The sequence below is a fragment of the Chryseobacterium viscerum genome, assembly GCF_025949665.1.
GTDB lineage: Bacteria > Bacteroidota > Bacteroidia > Flavobacteriales > Weeksellaceae > Chryseobacterium > Chryseobacterium viscerum_A.
Map to the genome: position 1 here is coordinate 2732079 of NZ_JAPDFT010000001.1, position 17374 is coordinate 2749452.

Genomic DNA, 17374 nt, shown 5'->3' on the forward strand with positions numbered 1-17374 from the left:
GCATACAACAATGAGCGCAGAGTCCAACAATATCAAATCTTTAGAAATAGAAATTGAAAATGAAGATTTCCGAAATTCAGTGGGAACAATGGATGAAACCGGAAAAAGGAAGTGGATATTCCCAAGAAAGCCTAAAGGAAAATACACAAATTACAGAAATTACACCAGCTATCTTCTTCTTGCGTTATTTTTCGGACTGCCTTTTGTAAAGATCAATAATAATCCTTTTCTGCTCATCAATGTTATCGACAGGAAATTCTTTATCCTTGGACAGCCGTTCTACCTTCAGGACTTTTTTATTCTTGCATTGGGAGCGGTAACTTCGGTCATTTTTGTAATGTTATTTACTGTAGTTTTCGGAAGGATATTCTGTGGCTGGCTTTGCCCTCAAACCCTTTTTATGGAAATGGTTTTCCGTAAAATAGAATATTGGATTGAAGGAGACCGAAATAAACAGATGAAACTTGACAGACAGGAATGGGATGCTGAAAAAATCAGAAAGAGACTTACAAAATGGTCCGTATTTATTTTGATTTCTCTGATCATCTCTACTTTCATGTTTATGTATATCGTAGGCTATGAACAGGTTTTCCAGATTATGCAGGAAGGACCTTCAGAACATCCTTTAAAGTTTGTTACGATGATCTTTTTCACGATGACTTTCTATTTTGTTTTTGCATGGCTTCGTGAGCAGGTATGTACTCTGGTTTGCCCTTACGGAAGACTTCAGGGAGTACTAATTGATAAACAGACAATCAACGTATATTACGATTTTAAAAGAGGGGAAGGCCGTTCAAAATGGAGAAACAATGAAGACAGAAAAGCGGCTGGCAAAGGAGATTGTATTGATTGTAACCAATGCGTTGTTGTCTGTCCTACGGGAATTGACATCAGAAACGGGCAGCAACTGGAGTGTGTGAATTGTACAGCATGTATTGATGCCTGTGATGAAGTAATGGAAAAGGTCGGCCTACCTAAAGGATTGGTTCGTTATGCCACAGAATCAGAAATTGAAAACCGTGAAAAATTCAGATTTACGCCAAGAATGAAAGCGACGACTGTTATTCTGGCATTGCTGATCGGATTCCTTGGATTTTTAATGTACGACCGTGGTTCTATGGAAGCGAAATTTATCAAACCGGCAGGCTCTACATTTTTCGTTAAAAACGGTAAAATTACCAACACCTTTATTTATACTCTTCTGAATAAGTCTAATGAAAAGAAGATATTGAACATCAAAGTTATCACCCCATCAAATGCTGAAATCACTTATTTCGGTTCTGAAACCATCATCTTAAAAGGAGACCAGATCCTGAAAGGCAACATTAATATTTCCTTCCCTGAAGAAGAGATTAAATTCTCAAAACAAAATATGGTCATTGGTGTTTTTGATGAAAAAGGGAAATTGGTAGATTCTTTTGAAACGACTTTTGAAGGACCGTTTAAGTTAGCTTTGTAGGTTGCAGATGGTAGGTTGCAAGGATTAGGGAGAATTCAAAGTTCAAGGTTCAAAGTTCAAGGTTGTGTGTAACCAGCAACTAGTAAACTCGAAACAAAAGAAACCCGAAACTCGTAACCAAAACAACCAGCAACAAAACAACCAGCAACCTTAAACCTTCAACTTTAAGCCATAAACCTTCAGCTCAGAACCTTGAACTTTGAACTCATTAAGCCTTATATTTCCTCATAAACTGCGTGGGAGTCATTCCGGAGCTTTTCCGGAATACTCTTACAAAGTAGGAATATTCTTCATATCCTAATCTGAATGCAATTTCAACCAGACTTTCATCCAGGTACATCAACATTCTTTTGGCTTCCAGCACTACCCTTTCTGTAATAATATCTGTAGCTGTTTTCTGGACAACAGCCTGTACAATTCTATTCAGGTGCTTGGATGAAATTCCTAATAATGAAGCGTAATGGGCAATCGATTTACGTTCTGCAAAATGCTGTTCAATAAGATTTTCAAAATCCTGATAATGTTTAAAGTAAGAAAGTCCGGCGGCAGAATCCTGTGTATCAAAATCTCTGGAAAATAATCGGGTGGAATTAATGAAAATCCTGGACATTAACGCCAAAATAAGACCTTCTTTCATGATGTTTTTAGCCTGATATTCTTCTCCCAGTTCCTGAAATAAACTAATATTCTTCTTTAATTCCAGAGCGTCCAGCTGAAGTTTTCTCGGAAAAGATACAGATCCAAAAAAGGGAAAATTTCTCAGCTTCTGATTCACATAATGCATTTCATAAAATTCCTGGGAGCAAAAGAAAATATAACCTTCTATATCTTCCGAAAGTTCCCAACTGTGAATCTGCCCGGGTGACAGAAAGAAAAGGCTTCCTTCCGAAACGTCATATTTTTGGAAATCTATTTCATGTATCCCTACTCCTTTAGTAAAAAGAACGGCTGCATAGAAATCATGTCTATGAGGTTTTTCTATATGACGATGCCCTACCACCAAATGATTCTTCATTGTGTTAAAATAAAAATCTGAAGTATTTTTACCTGCCTGGAAAAGGTCGATATGAAGAACAGAAATAGGATTCATCATTTATATTTATATGCCTTGTAAAGATTCACAAATTTAGATAAAAAAGAACTGTTATATAGTGTTTATTAATACTCCGTTACAACAAATATGTGTTATTTACGATAATTTTACTGCTATAAATCTCCTTTGAAATAAAGTCTGGTCTTACTTTTTATCATATATTTTGGATGAAACTTTAAAAAATTTTTATCTTTGAAGTTTAGGAGTCGTAAAATGAAAATAAATTTAGCTGATAAACTGTATTATTCTATAGGAGAAGTGGCAAAAGCATTCGATGTAAACACCTCATTAATACGTTACTGGGAACAGGAATTTCCTATTATCAAGCCTAAAAAAAACAGGAAAGGCAACCGATATTTCACTCCTGAAGATATCAAAAACCTTCAGATGATTTACCATCTGGTAAAAGAAAAAGGCTACACCCTGGACGGAGCCCGTATCGCCCTGACCACAAACAGTAAAATCTCCGAAACCATCACCCTTATTGACCGCCTGGAATTCGTAAAAGCTGAGCTTATTAAGCTGAAAGAGTCTTTGGGAGAAAGGGATGGTGAGTAAGTTTTATACAATATATTAAAATCCGTTGCATTTATTGCAGTGGATTTTTTGTTTACACTCTCTACTATGTATCAAATCTGGATAAGCTTCCAGGAAGAAATCCTTTTTCAATAGCTACGGAAAGCATGGCTACCTATTAATAAAAAACGGTTTTACTTTTCATACCCCCTTCATCAATCCCCTCTACCCCCTTGGGTAAGGGGGTATACCCTGTTATATAAGGGGCTAGAGGGTGTTCACTAATGGTATCCAGCCACTTTGATAAGTGGATAAAGGGACTTATAGAACGGTCTGGAGGCCGTTAATAAAGTAATTGGAGGCTGTTCCGAAGGGGTTCCAGCCACTTGATAAAGGGGCTGAAGATACTTTCTATAGTGGTTAGAGATACTTTCTAAGTGGCTGACGCTCGCCCCAGCGGGGAATCTTCTTCGCTTGCTTTAGATTTAATCTTCGGATCTGTAAAAATTCAATACTTCTCCAGTATTTTTATTAATATTGATATATATCTTACAGTTTCTGCAATTATAACTCTTTACAATGATATGCCATACTTTATTATCTGCTATTAAGCTAATTTGATAAGGTTTAACCTTTTCAGGATCTAACAAATCTTTTTTTATAAGAATATCAACATATTTAATTGTTGCATTCTCATCAGGTATCATATCAATACCATAATGCTCCGTAATTTTGCAAGGAAGTTGGTCAATATCTCTATTCTTATCTTTACAATTCTCTTTTTTAAGCTGTTGTGCGAATAAACACAAAGGTAAAAAACACAGAATCATTAATATTTTTGTTTTCATTCTTAATATCTTTTAGGTTGTTCAGGATAAAATTTTATAGGTAGTATTTTACACTTATTGGTAGACAGTATTTCATTGAGCCTCAAGCTTCCCGGGGCAGGAGACGTTTATATCGATAAATATAATAGCTTTGGAAAAAAGAAAACAAAAACCAATGCTATTGCAGCAGCTTTTATTTATTCTATCATGGACACGAGCGAGACGCTCGCGCCAGCGGGGTTACATTTGTAATTTTACAAGCATTCCATTGTAGGAAAATATTCTGAAAATGTAACACTCCATTTATTATCAAAGTCTCCACTAATAATAATATAATCAATTCCTTTTTTTAGCTTAAAATTCATCTCTTTTTTTTTCTTAGATGTAATACTAATCTTTTTATCTCTTTTAAGAACTCTAATTTGTGTATATCCACAGGTATAGTTTTCAAAATTATAACTTTTACCATTTATAGTAATAACATCGTCAATAAAAGCAGCATTATTAAAAGATAATAAAACTTCGTCATCTTTTTTAAGAAATTCTTTTGGAATATTTTCCAAATAAGATTTATATGCTGTACTATCTGTTTTTGTTGCTTTCGTTTTATCTTGATAATAAAAATCAATATTATTTTGTGCTGAGCAACTATTGTTAATCAGTAAAACCATTATTAAAAAGAATACTATTTTCATTATTTTTTATTTTTAGGTAATCTAAATGAGTTAGCTTTAACAGTTTCTTCCATCTTCTTTATTTGATTTTTATTAAATAATTTACAGATTCATACTTAGGATTGTTTTCTTAGGGTCTCCAGCACCTGCTTGATCAGGTTCCATTCCATCCGAATCAATAAATCTAATCGGATTATTAAATGCATAGTTATAAAGGTTATATCTTGTCATCTTCTCCGCCAGTGGATCTACCACTCCCCATCTTCCCAAATCCGGCATATACATTCTTGCTCCATAATCAAAGAAACCTGTTTCCTGAAGCTCCTTACCATTGTACTTGTAAGAATAATAACCTCCAAATTGGGAAGTGCTCAATGATCCTGAGATATGATTTAGTCCAAATGCATAATAGTTATTGGTATCTGTAGTTTCAAGAGCGCCTGCGCTGTTTCTTGCGAAACTTATCCTTGCATTTCCAAGGTGATCCTTGTACTGGTAAATATAGCAGTTTTGATGGCGAAAGAGCAAAATCACTGTCGCTGCAGTGGTTTTTTGTTTTTATTTATGGACACGAGCGAGACGCTCGCTCCAGCGGGGGGAAGATAAAAACGTAATCTACCGCATTATTGACGGGATGCTCACAAAATCTAAATTTAAAGATTTCTTTAATAAAAATGCAGCTACGCTATAAAACAAAAAAACCTCGCAAATTGCGAGATTTTTACTTTATCTGCCGCACGATGCAATCGTGCGAGAGCGAGGGTTCAGCCCAAAAGGATAATAGTTGTTGGTATCTATAATTTCAGGAACGCCTTCGCTGTTTTTTGCAAAATTTACCCTGGCATTTCCAAGGTGATTTTGCTAATACTTCTAAAAATAGAGTATTGCAAATCAATACTCTATTTTGTTTGAAACATGACCTATTAGTTTTTGCCTTTCATTTGTTTTTGATATAAAATCATTTGTGGTATAAATAATAATAAAATAGATAGTGAGACAGGATTAAATCCTTTTAACACTGTGAAAATTATAATAATGATAATTGATATAATGAGTACTATTGAATTTATTCTATACGCTAACCTTAAATGTCCTTTTTCAGCAAATTCATCCCAACTATCTATTACTTTAATATCATTTTTTTTAATATCATTTTTCAATCTATTAATAAACTTCTCTACATCTTCAGATTTAATTTTAGAGTTATTAATATAGATTACAGCATCATGTGTTTTTATTTTTCTTAAAAGCCTTTCTTCATCTAAAACGATAGTTTTTATATCATTAATTTTAATAGATTTAATTGGATTATAATTAAAAATAATTTTTTTTCTCCATTCAAAAAACAATTCGTTTTCATTAACAGTTATTTTGAGACGACCAATAATATAGTAGTAGATTAAAAGGAGACTAATAATTATAAACAAAACCGAAATTACAAATGAATTTGTTTCTGCCCCTATAAAAATTGCTGTTAAAAAAATCACAGGTAATAAAAAAAGGCATAGTAAAATTCTTGATTGCCTAAAAATTGTGATATTATATTCTTGCATTTTTTTGTTAATTAAGGTTGTTGTGTTAAATCATAAATCATTGTTCCTGTGCCATAAGCAAGAACACCAATACCAATAGTCCATCCAACAGGGGAGCATTGAAATCCAATGCCCTAATTTATTATCAAAATTTTTGGAATATTATTAATCCTATCAGTTTTTAAATAGATTTATTATTTCTAAAAATCCTCAATAAGATTGGTGAAAGACCTCCTGAAACAATTAAGAACAATCCTAAATTTGATATATTCAATTTATTAGGAAACATTACCATTATATAACCATAAATCTTAGCTGATTTAGTATTATACCAATTGTATTCAACAATCAAATCATTACTTCTTTTTTTATTCTGCATAGTAATAATTTCAATTAAATCTTCTTTAAAATCTAAATAATTTCCACTATCTTTTTTAGGAATATTCAAATTTTTTTTATAAGACTTAAAGACTAATCTACATCTATAAAATGTTTCAGTTTCACTACCCACCATTTCTAAAAATAGAGCATTGAAACCAATACTCTATTTTATTACCAGCACGTTTGGAAAATTACCACTATTTTCTACAGTGTCTTTGTAAAATACCCCCTAATACAGAATTGGGATTAGTAATCAATTCTTCTTTCGAAGGTTTATTCAATTTTTCTATATTTCCATCTCTCCAATGTATAATTATAGATTTAATAACAGAAGATTTCTTCATACAGTCCATACTGAGAAAATATTCTATATAGTCTGTTGAAGGATCATTTTTTAAAGTAAACTCAAATTTCTGCCAAATTTTTAAATGGTTATTTTCCAAACTTTCAAATTTTTCATAAATTTTATTTTTATGTTGATCTTCTGTTATATACTTATAATTATTATTTTTTTGAGAAAAAACTAAAATTGAGAGAAGAAAGCAAATTATTAATAATATTTTATTCATGTTTATATGTAGTATGTTAAATATTTTATTTTTAAATCTAATTATATATCGCCTTTAAAAGTGATATTTATTGTTTTAACTGGTAAATTAGTGTGAAAACCATCATAATAATAAAGTAGATTGTCCTCTATATTCTCAATATAGATATTCTCAAATTTTTCATTGGATAATTCAATCTCAAAATTTAAACTCATAGTATTTACCCGGAAAACGGTAAAATAATTATCCTTTTGTTTTTTAGAAATTCCAAAATATTTAACAAAATAGTAAATTCCCTCTTTTTCAAAATAATTATCAATTATTATATTATCACTAACATTTTTATTATTTATAATTAATGTTCCTATCCAGGGACCTCCCATATTTATTATTTGGTCTGGATTTTCAAAATCTATATATTTTTCCATATGTAAAAAATTAAGGTATAAAAGGTATTCTATCCGGACTATAAAATTGAAGCCATGTTCCAAATCCACTGTTTGGCTGCATACCAACTAGCCCAATTCTAATATTTGTTCCTTTCGGAATTATCTGACTTGACCAATTCCCTAAAGTAGGTTGGAATTCGGGAGTAATTTGTAACATATTTCTCCCAAACCATTCATACTTTGTTAAAGCTTTAGGAGCAATTGTACTCCATTTAAAAGTCCCATATTTTAATGTATTTTCGGATGCATATAATCCTACTTTAAGATTAAATGGTAATTTAACTCCAATAGAGCCTCCCATAAATCCATCTGCTGTAGTAATTTTACTTAGAGCATTACCTATATACCTTCCAGCACCGACAGCTCTCCAGCCAGCAGAAAATAAGGCACCTCCAGCAAATTGTGCTGGTAATTCTAAAAACATAAAGTTTTCAGCAGCAGATACAGATTTTCCTACTTTTGTGTTTTCTACAGCATCATACAGCAAAGACCTACTTTGGCTTAAATTCCAATCTAATCTGGCATTATTTATACCAAGGTCCATCATATAGCTGTTATATGATCCTTCACCGAAACCTCCACCCTTTTTTCCTGTGACAAAAACCTCTTCAAGATAATTGATTGCTTCACCAATACCGGCCTCATCAAAATTAACATTTAAGCTTTTATAGCTGCCATCATACCCCAAAAGAGTACCATTACTATCTAAAAAGCCGAAACCTGTATTACTCCATGTTCCCCCAAGGCTTCCTGCTCTCGCGAGTAATGCGGCAGCATCTCCACCGCCATCTCCATATTTTACACCCAGATAATTAGTAGCACCTTGAGGTTTATATGACGAACCCAAAAACCCAAAGGCCTGTCCCGTAGTATCGGTAATATGTCCTGTGTCATCCATCCATCTTCCATCAGGATCTGTCATTAAAACAGGGTTATTAGCAACATAAGCATATGGACTTGTAGAAAGGTAGCTTTCTGCCAGCTGATCTATCCCGTTCCATCTTCCCAAATCCGGCATATACTCTCTCCAGCCATAACTGTACATACCCGTTTCCTGAAGTTCTTTGCCATTGTATTTGTTATCTTTATAACTTCCCCGTCCAAAGAATGCATTTCCGGTTTTCAGGTGATTCATCCCAAAAGGATAGTAATCATTAGAATCTGCAACATCAAGAACGCCTTCGCTGTTTTTTGCAAAACTGATCCTTATATTTCCCAGATTATCGTACTGGTAAATACATTAGTTTCTCTAGAAAAAGAGAGTGAAAACCACTGCTTTTGCAGTGGTTTTCGGTTTTATTTATTGAGGGCACGAGCGAGATGCTTGCACCAACGTAAGATAGATAATTAATACTCTAACTTATTATATTATCACTTTCATCAATGTCATCTTCTAAATATCCAATAACTTTATCATAGTTTTCACTTAAATAGAACATTCCAGAATAATTTCTCCCCTTAATAGTCACTCCTTTTAATAATATTCCAGAATCATTTCTCAACCCAATAAGTAGCTGATGCATTTGCTTTGCAAGTTTATGATTTTTTTTATTAATAGCCATTCCCTCTCTAATACTATATACACCAATCATATTTTCCCTATAAAATCTTCCATCATTTAATTTTATATGATAGTCATTAATTTCTCCTGATAGATTAATGTTTTTCTTTATTAAGTTAAAAACATCTTCTTTTGTTGTCATTTTTATGGTTTTATGTGTTCAACATTAGCTCTTATTACAGGTCCAAAAATTAACCATTCATTCTCTTGCATTTTCATTCCTGTTTCGGATACATTAGGGATCGCATTAACTCCAATTTTAAATCTTTTTGATAATATCACACCTTCTGATTTTCCGCTAACTCCCCTAGCAAAATATCTTGCCGTTTCTTTATTTGTTGTCCAAGACGTCCAAACTGAAATATTATCACTCATTGCATGATCATCCATATCCCAATGTGCTCTATAAATATTTTCAGGCCTTAATCCATTAGGTATAGCAATTCCAAACAATGCTTCATTATACATAGTAGCCTGTACTTCGGAATGAGAAGACGATGACACTCCTCTATATAGTAATATCCCATTTCTATTATTATCGCCCTTAGAAATTTCTCCAGATATATCAATAGCACCCGTAATCGGTTTAGAATTTGCAGAAAAGCCGCTGTCTCCATTAAGCATTAGAGGTAAACCCCATAAGCCTATTCTTGCATAAACCGCCAATCTTGCTACAGTTGGACCAAATTCTACCGGAGGAGCTAGCCCTTCAAATGTGGCAGCTCCGACAGTGAGAATACCAACAGAAGCATTTTTAGTTTTTCCAACTAGTCTTCTAAAGAAATTACCTATACGCTTAAGAATATTAGGTTTTGGTCCCTGTGTAGTTCCAGAATCTCCGCCACCTCCTGTCCATGTTTTTTCCATTGCCGGTGACCAGTTGGGATTGGTAGAGTTTGGGCTTCCTGCATATTGCTTTGAAGGCCACCACCATGCAGATTCTGAGGAGGTATTAATTTCCAGCCCTTCCGCAGGAGACATAGCCCGCCTTCCATCCGGGTCTATAAAGCTTATTGGATTATTAAAAGCATATGTATATGGTGAGAATCTTCTTGATGTCTCTGCTAGCGGATCTACAACACCCCATCTTCCGATATCCGACATATACATCCTGGCCCCGTAATCATTCCAGCCGGTTTCTTTTTGCAGTTCCTTACCGTTGTATTGATAATTATAAGCAGTATTTCCGGTTAAAAAAGTATAGCCCTGATGCTTTAAACCAAATGGATAATAATTGTTTTCTTCAAGAACTTCTGCGCTGCCAGATGAGGATCTGGAGTAGCTTACCCGTACATTTCCTACACAATATTATCTCAACTTTACATTTTTACTAATGTTTTTAAGATTAGAGTATTGATTTTTAATACTCTAATTTATTACCAACATATGTGTAACATTACTGAGTTTTACAAACCTTGATAATTATTTTTTTTTAGGCCAATAACATAATATATCCGTTATTTCTTCATTAATTAAACATAGTTCTTGAAAAGAACTATACTCAATAATTACCATAAAAATATTGCTTCCAGAATATTCTTCAAGAGATTTAATTAGTTTAGAATAAAGATTCTTTATTCTATTGTCATTTGTAATTCCCAATTTTATTTCATATATAGAAATAAAATTATTTTTATCTAATAGATTTGATATTTCTAAAGAAAAATTATTATCTAATTGTTGGATAATTCTTTTTTGCTTTAAGAGGATATCTATTTTATTTTTTATATCGATGTTCATTATTATTGTTTTTATTTTTTAATAGGTGTCACTTGAGCTCCTACTACTATTCCTGGAACTAAATATTCATATTCATCAGCAAAATATTCCATGGCCATAAATGATGTATTTGGAATAGCCTGACCTACTGTAAATGTTTTTGTTAATAAAACACCACCACTTTTATTTCTTCCTAATGCAAATCTTGTAGCAACATCCTTCATTGGAGTCCATGAAGTCCATATGCTATTATTATCACCAGAAGCATGACTTGCCATATTTGAGTGAGGAATACCATTAAATGATAGTCTAAACCCATTTGCTGTTGCTATTCCTAATAAAGCCTCATCATATGCTATTCCTGCATTTGATGAAACTCCTCTATATAATGTAATCGTTTTATCTGGACTTGATTCATCAGCCGTTGTTGTAACAGGAATATCAATAGCACCTGTAATCGGTTTAGAATTTGCTGAAAAGCCACTATCTCCATTAAGCATTAAAGGTAATCCCCATATACCTATTCTTCCATATCCCGCTGCCTCTGCTGCTGCTGCACTCATTTCTATAGAAGGAGCTATGGTTTCAAGTGTAATAACCCCCACAGATAAAACCCCCACAGCAGCATGTTTACTTTTACCAACTAGTCTTCTAAAGAAATTACCTATTGTCTTAAAAATATTAGGTTTAGGACCTTGTGCAATCCTGTTATTTCCATTATCTGTAACGCCAGCACCTTCATTAGTGTGCATACCATCATACGTGCTGAATGACAGTAGAGGTCTATATGAAGAACCATGAAACCCAAAGGCCTGTCCCGTAGTATCGGTAATATGTCCTGTGTCATCCATCCATCTTCCATCAGGATCTGTCATTAAAACAGGGTTATTAGCAACATAAGCATATGGACTTGTAGAAAGGTAGCTTTCTGCCAGCTGATCTATCCCGTTCCATCTTCCCAAATCCGGCATATACTCTCTCCAGCCATAACTGTACATACCCGTTTCCTGAAGTTCTTTGCCATTGTATTTGTTATCTTTATAACTTCCCCGTCCAAAGAATGCATTTCCGGTTTTCAGGTGATTCATCCCAAAAGGATAGTAATCATTAGAATCTGTAATCTCAAGAGCCCCTGCGCTGTTTCTTCCGTAAGAAACCCTTACATTCCCCAAATGATCTTTGTACTGGTAAATATACTGATCTTTCTGGTAATCATAAAAACCTTCCGCAGTGGGTAAATACTGCAAGTCCGGAGTTTTCAGATTGGCGGTAAAGCTTCCTCCTACCGGTTGAACTGTAGGGTCTGTAACAATTGTATAAGCCTGTGGCTGCATGGCTCTGGCAGACATTGAAGAAAGCATCAATGTTTCCGGATCACCACCTGAACCGGAGTTTTCTGTTCTCAGGTATTGAAAACCGTCCAGATAGTCTGTAATTCTTTTTGTGGTTGTAAAGCCGTTAAACCCGGTAATGGTTGTTGTATTTTCTTTTGAGAGCTTTGTTCCGTCTGCCCGGTATTTGGTATTGATGGTAACATCTTCGTTTCCGGATTTATTAACGTGCAGATCAGTGGGCAGGTTCAGGTAGTTATATGTAATAGAGCTGATGCCTTTATCCGGCATGGTGAGCATATTCCCATTCTGATCATAGGTGATGGTATTTCCTCCGCCTTCATAACCTGTCGGGTTTTGGGAAAGATCATTGATGTTTGTCGCCTGGTTTCCTGTATAGATATAATTCAGATTGTCAATTACCGTTGCGGTATTGCTTCCATACTCTGTTACGGAAGTTCTGTACAGTTTGCTGATATTTCCGTTGAGGTCATATGATAATGATTCCGTATTTTCTTTGCTGTATGGGTTGCCTGGGTTTTGATAATAACCAGCTGTCATTCTGTTCATTGAATCATACGCATAGCCGTATCTTTTTGGCGTAAGTGAAGGGTTTACACCTACTGTTTCTACAGCTCTCCAATCTACTTCCGTAATGTTTCCGTTGTATTTTGGGGTTACATTCTTTCCTGAAAACTGTGCAGGATCCGGATTATCAATTCCATTTTTTTGATTGTATCTGATGGCATAAGAAAAAAGTTTTCCTCCCAGATCAGCCAATCCCATCTGGTTTTTGTTGATATCGGATAGCCACCCACGGATATTGTAGGTATAATCTATACTTTGAAGATTATTGCCTACTTTTCTGCTGGTAATTTGAGAAAGCTCGTTATAGGTGTTTTCCGATAATAGTTCTTCGGGTTTATCATCTACCTGATGATAGTGCTGTAAAAGTCTGTTTCCGGAATCATAAACATAATGCTGTTTAATGATGACTCCCGGTTCGCCAGGCTTTCTTACATGATAGACATTGCTTTTTTGAGGAACACCTATAAAATCAAGCTCAGATTCTGTTTTGGAATATCCGCCTAAATGATTAATAGAATGAGATCCAATAGCCCTTCCTTTAGAATCATAATAAATGTAATTTTTCGTCCAGTTATCATCTTCAATATTCTTTACAAAATTCATTACGGGAAGACTTTTTGTACTTACCGCATTAGCTGTTGAGTTATCAGAAAGTAAAGTTTTTCCCATAATTGTATTGGGAAAAGCCGGATTGAAGCTGTAGGAAGGATAGGTATCATAATAATTAATACTTAAGATTTGGGTAATACCGGTGGGAGTGGAAAGCTTAGTATAATATACTGGCATGCCGTTTAAGGTCCATCCTGCTGTAGCAGTCCTGGTTTCGTATAAATTAGCATTGATATTGGCACTGTTTTGTATTGATGCCCTGCTGGCAGGATTATTGGTGATTCCAGTGTAAACGGTTCTTCCAAACTGATCATATTTGATAAAAAGCCATTGCCCTTTTCCTTTAAGAATAGTATCCTGGGTCAGGATAAGCTGATCAGCTTTATTATACACCATATATTCCCAGCCTTTTCCCGGGATTTTCTTTTCCACCAGTCTGTTCCATCCATCGTATCGGTATTGGTAGCAAAGGTTATCCAATACAGTCGGTGTTAATGTAGAAGCAGAGGCTAATGGGGGAAGCGTATAAGCCAGTCCGCCATATTCATTGTATACATAGTACGTATCTGCATTCTGGGTTCCGTCTTTTTTTCTTGTTAAGATGGTCTGTCCTTTCTTATTTTTGAATTGGGTGGTTACATTACCATCCTCATCTGTAACAGCAGATTTGTATAATGTATTTTCAGGATATGCCCCTGAAAGGCTCAGTTCACTGTTTGTTCGTCCTTCTACCCAGCTTGTGACCACAGTATATTTTTTTACGGCATCTGCTGAGGTATTGGCTTCATAAGAAAACTGTACGGGATGTCCGGCCCAGTCGTTCCCGACCTGTTTTTGCTGCTGTGGTCTTCCCAGGGGAGAAGATTCCAGCACTTTTTCGGCATAGATTTTTTCATTTCCATATATTGAAGCAGCATTGGAAAGCGGGTTGGTATATAAAGCCCCATTTTGTGTCCCTGACTGCGGAACGGGAAGGTAGCTTTTTACCTGTCTTCCATAGGCGTCATATTCTATGGGAACAGCGATATCTTTTCCGGAGGGTGTTGCTTTTATAGCGATGGTTTGCCTGGCTCTTCCCAGCCCGTCAAGATACTGTACGGATTCTATTTTTTTGGAACAGTCTTCCGTTAAACAGTTTTTTTCATAGATATAGTTTTCTGTCTGAGTAAGGTTGGTCTGCGCATAAGTAAAACCAACCACAAACAAATTGAGTAGTATTATTATTTTCTTCATTGTGTTTAGTTTTTATAATGGTATTGATATTCTTTCAGGGTTACATCATTCATATCCACTATTTTTTGTAATCTATTACTGGCATCGTACTTATAAATTACTCTGATTCCGTTAGGCGGAGTAGTAGTGGTTGTTCCTATGAGGGGATCATAGGTGGTTGTGGTTATTTGAAAGTCCTTCAATGCGGCTGTTTTTCTGAAATTATCCAGTACCGTAAGGAGTGCCTGCTCATTGGCTGGGTTTTGAGCATCCGCATTAGAGGCATCTACAATAGTCTGAATATAAGGAGTCACCTGTGCGTAGGTTGCTCCTTCAATCTTAGCAATAGGCTGTGTTTTGTCATAGCCATATACAATAGCCGTGGGAATTCCTACGGAAGATGTGAACTGCAGAAGATTTCCTTTTTCGTCATAGAGATCAAATTTGAGTGTCGTTTTTGTCGTTCCGTCACTCATGTTAGTGGCTAACACTGAAGTAGGTAACGTACTGCCTGCATTGTCATATTTTGTCTGTATTTTAGATAGTGTTTTACCATCGTTTTTTTCTTCCTGTACAACAGGAACGTCCAAAATACGAGCGTTGGAAAGGTTGGCGTATCCCGTTTCCGGATAGGTATAGAATTGTTCTACTGTATTTCCATCCACCACTTTTTTGGTAGAGGACACACCAAAATTGAACGCATTGAAATTGGTTTCCGATTTTTCTTCTATACTCTGTCCGTTATCAAAATAGCTGGTGGAGGTAACCGATGATTTTTTCAGCCATGATGTTTCTGAAGTGAGCGTTTTATTGCTCCAAAGAAGGTAATTCTCAAGTCCGGGGATTTCTTCGAACGTGTAATTATTCTGCTCCAAAACCAGAAGTTTGTTCTGTGCATTATAGACTTCTTTTTTATCCAGTAATCCACCGCTTGTTAAAGAATAATAAGGCCAGTAATCTCCATTTTTAGGAAAATCTTCCGGGTTTTTGTAGTAATATTTCACATAGCCGTTGCTGTTATCACTCTCCATTATTTTCACATTTTTATACAATGGGTAGTTGTCTGCATTCACATCTAATTCCGGATAGAATAAAACACCTGATGAGGCCTGGCTGTCTGAAAAACTGTTATATTCAAATCTGGTAGTTTTTACAGGAGTGGTTTCCGCTTTGCTGTTATAATAATTAATACTGCCGATTCTTATTCCTTTTCCGGTCACCTTGTTGGGAAAAGGCTGCGGAATATGTTCCATTCCGAATAAATTAGCCTGTCCTCTTCCCCCGGATCCTTTAACCGATAAGACGTAATTTCCGGGTGGCAGATCATATTCTCTTACCGAGTAATATTGGTAAGAATAACACTGAGTTCCGCCGATAACCGCTCCGCCACTATTATAGATCACATAATCTACGCTGGGCGGAGTATTGGTATCCCAATAAGGTGGGACAGGATAGAATTCTTCAACTCCAAAAACAATAAACACTTTTTTGGTTGGTGTTGTTCCTGAAACCGTAAAGGGGTAATTGGGTATTGGCTTAGTGGTATTGTACAGTATATCCTTGAATGGACTCAAATATTGTAATTCCGGATCTATAAAGCTGTTTCCGCTCAAAATAGAATTTGCATAGCTTTGCTCATTTTGGTCCTTATAATATTGATTAGGCTCAAAATTATATTCTACCACCCCTTTGGCAGGGCTTATTATTTTCCTTAAAATTCCCTGAGCTGCTTTTGGCAATGAGGGTAAAGAAGATTGGTCGCATAAATCATGGGGGCTTATTCCCGGAGATTGAGCAGCTGAAGGCACACCATATTCAAATTCCGTTGTTTCAGAAACAGATTCATTCTTATCCAGCTTTTTAAGTTTCGTTAAGGTTCTTTTATAATCAGCATAAAAAGGATTTCCCGAAGATGAATAATTATATCCAAGCAAAATATATTCAAAACTATAGCCGGAAATCAAATGATTGTAATTATCTCTTAAAGTCAATTTCTGAAGCTGATACGGATCGTTCATACCGCCTTCCAGAGCAGAATCATATAAATAGTCAAATTCAATTTTTCCAAATCCGGGTGAGGTAATACTTTTTAATTTACTTGTTTGATAGACAATCGTTGTTGAATTGTTCTTATATTTTATATCCTTCTGATACGTAAAATTGGCAAGTTCAACATTATTGGCATCTTTAATCTGGGATAAAAAGAATGCAGATTTATAGACTTTTCCTCCCGGTGAAAAGACATTTCGTTCCTGATTACTTCTGCTATAATCGTTAAAGAAGTATTTTGTGCCATTTGTATCAGTTATCGTAAATGAATCGAGGATAAGTGTTGCAGTATTACTGGTGCGGGTATACTCAATTTTAATTTTATTGGAAGAAAGATTGATCAGTTCAAAAGTATTATCGGTAAGATTCCTCTTAAATCTGAATTTTCCGGAAAGTCCCGGAAGATTGTAATAATAAATGTCATTAAAATTATTTTTACCGTAATTGCCATTGGTTGGATCATCATACATTTCATCAATATCAGTTTCTATACTCCTTGAGATAACTCCTCCGGCAAAGACTGTCCACCCCGTACCCGTTTGGCTGGCAGGTTCATTTTGTGAGACATTCATTGGATTGTAAGACAGCCCAACATTTAAGTTCATCCCATTATTATAGGTTGGTAATCCTAACAAAGGAAATGAAATATCCGGAAGACCTGTTGCATTGGATACAGGAGTATTGGCATAGGTGGCAAGGGAAGAAACGGAAGGTACAGGTCTGGAAGAGTCTCCGAAATTAACCTGTTGCTGCTGCTGGGCATAAATCTGCTCTATACCGGCAACAAGGATTGCCAGTGAAATGATCGTTTTTTTCATGATCTCGT

The 17374-nt window shown here is 35.2% G+C and carries 15 protein-coding genes and 1 pseudogene; 2 read left to right on the top strand and 14 right to left on the bottom strand.

The genetic code is table 11. The features are described from left to right. Positions 1 to 10: 10 nt before the first annotated feature. Complete coding sequence (gene ccoG / locus OL225_RS12370; protein ID WP_264518458.1) at positions 11 to 1459, top strand: cytochrome c oxidase accessory protein CcoG; 1449 nt, start codon at positions 11 to 13, stop codon at positions 1457 to 1459. A 208-nt stretch (positions 1460 to 1667) separates the two neighbouring features. Here ccoG and OL225_RS12375 read toward each other — a convergent pair whose 3' ends face one another. Continuing rightward, positions 1668 to 2552: an AraC family transcriptional regulator gene (locus tag OL225_RS12375; RefSeq protein ID WP_264518459.1), complete on the bottom strand. Its 885-nt coding sequence runs from the start codon at positions 2550 to 2552 to the stop codon at positions 1668 to 1670. Between the two features lie 213 nt (positions 2553 to 2765). Here OL225_RS12375 and OL225_RS12380 point away from each other — a divergent pair, with 213 nt between their 5' ends. Continuing rightward, on the top strand, positions 2766 to 3110 hold the full coding sequence (locus OL225_RS12380) for a MerR family transcriptional regulator (protein ID WP_047423629.1): 345 nt from the start codon (positions 2766 to 2768) through the stop codon (positions 3108 to 3110). Between the two features lie 443 nt (positions 3111 to 3553). Here the strand turns inward: OL225_RS12380 and OL225_RS12385 are convergent, their stop codons facing one another. The 13 genes and pseudogenes from OL225_RS12385 to OL225_RS12445 all read right to left on the bottom strand — a co-directional run bounded on the left by OL225_RS12385 (position 3554) and on the right by OL225_RS12445 (position 17366). Continuing rightward, a complete protein-coding gene (locus tag OL225_RS12385) occupies positions 3554 to 3916 on the bottom strand; it encodes a hypothetical protein (RefSeq protein ID WP_264518460.1) in 363 nt (120 codons plus the stop codon). A gap of 233 nt (positions 3917 to 4149) precedes the next feature. Beyond that, positions 4150 to 4590 (bottom strand): hypothetical protein, encoded by a 441-nt coding sequence (locus tag OL225_RS12390; protein ID WP_264518461.1) that lies wholly within the window; start codon positions 4588 to 4590, stop codon positions 4150 to 4152. A gap of 81 nt (positions 4591 to 4671) precedes the next feature. Then, the gene (locus OL225_RS12395; protein WP_264518462.1) at positions 4672 to 5103 is read right to left on the bottom strand and encodes an RHS repeat domain-containing protein; all 432 of its coding nucleotides are present in this window, start codon (positions 5101 to 5103) and stop codon (positions 4672 to 4674) included. Between the two features lie 389 nt (positions 5104 to 5492). Continuing rightward, a complete protein-coding gene (locus OL225_RS12400; protein WP_264518463.1) occupies positions 5493 to 6122 on the bottom strand; it encodes a hypothetical protein in 630 nt (209 codons plus the stop codon). A 160-nt stretch (positions 6123 to 6282) separates the two neighbouring features. After that, positions 6283 to 6549 carry a hypothetical protein gene (locus OL225_RS12405; RefSeq protein WP_264518464.1) on the bottom strand — a complete coding sequence of 89 codons (267 nt, stop codon included), beginning with the start codon at positions 6547 to 6549 and terminating at the stop codon, positions 6283 to 6285. A gap of 130 nt (positions 6550 to 6679) precedes the next feature. Further along, positions 6680 to 7051, bottom strand: a complete 372-nt coding sequence (locus OL225_RS12410; RefSeq protein WP_264518465.1) for a hypothetical protein — start codon at positions 7049 to 7051, stop codon at positions 6680 to 6682. A 41-nt stretch (positions 7052 to 7092) separates the two neighbouring features. Further along, a complete protein-coding gene (locus OL225_RS12415) occupies positions 7093 to 7458 on the bottom strand; it encodes a hypothetical protein (RefSeq protein ID WP_264518466.1) in 366 nt (121 codons plus the stop codon). A gap of 10 nt (positions 7459 to 7468) precedes the next feature. Beyond that, positions 7469 to 8716: an RHS repeat-associated core domain-containing protein gene (locus OL225_RS12420; RefSeq protein WP_319800589.1), complete on the bottom strand. Its 1248-nt coding sequence runs from the start codon at positions 8714 to 8716 to the stop codon at positions 7469 to 7471. Between the two features lie 118 nt (positions 8717 to 8834). Beyond that, positions 8835 to 9182, bottom strand: a complete 348-nt coding sequence (locus OL225_RS12425; RefSeq protein ID WP_264518467.1) for an enoyl-CoA hydratase — start codon at positions 9180 to 9182, stop codon at positions 8835 to 8837. Between the two features lie 2 nt (positions 9183 to 9184). Further along, positions 9185 to 10261: pseudogene (locus OL225_RS22030) on the bottom strand (RHS repeat domain-containing protein); the annotation flags it as partial. A 201-nt stretch (positions 10262 to 10462) separates the two neighbouring features. Beyond that, positions 10463 to 10780 (bottom strand): hypothetical protein, encoded by a 318-nt coding sequence (locus tag OL225_RS12435; protein WP_264518468.1) that lies wholly within the window; start codon positions 10778 to 10780, stop codon positions 10463 to 10465. Between the two features lie 11 nt (positions 10781 to 10791). Then, positions 10792 to 14520 (bottom strand): RHS repeat-associated core domain-containing protein, encoded by a 3729-nt coding sequence (locus tag OL225_RS12440; RefSeq protein WP_264518469.1) that lies wholly within the window; start codon positions 14518 to 14520, stop codon positions 10792 to 10794. Between the two features lie 5 nt (positions 14521 to 14525). Beyond that, positions 14526 to 17366, bottom strand: a complete 2841-nt coding sequence (locus OL225_RS12445) for a hypothetical protein (protein ID WP_264518470.1) — start codon at positions 17364 to 17366, stop codon at positions 14526 to 14528. Positions 17367 to 17374 lie beyond the last annotated feature (8 nt).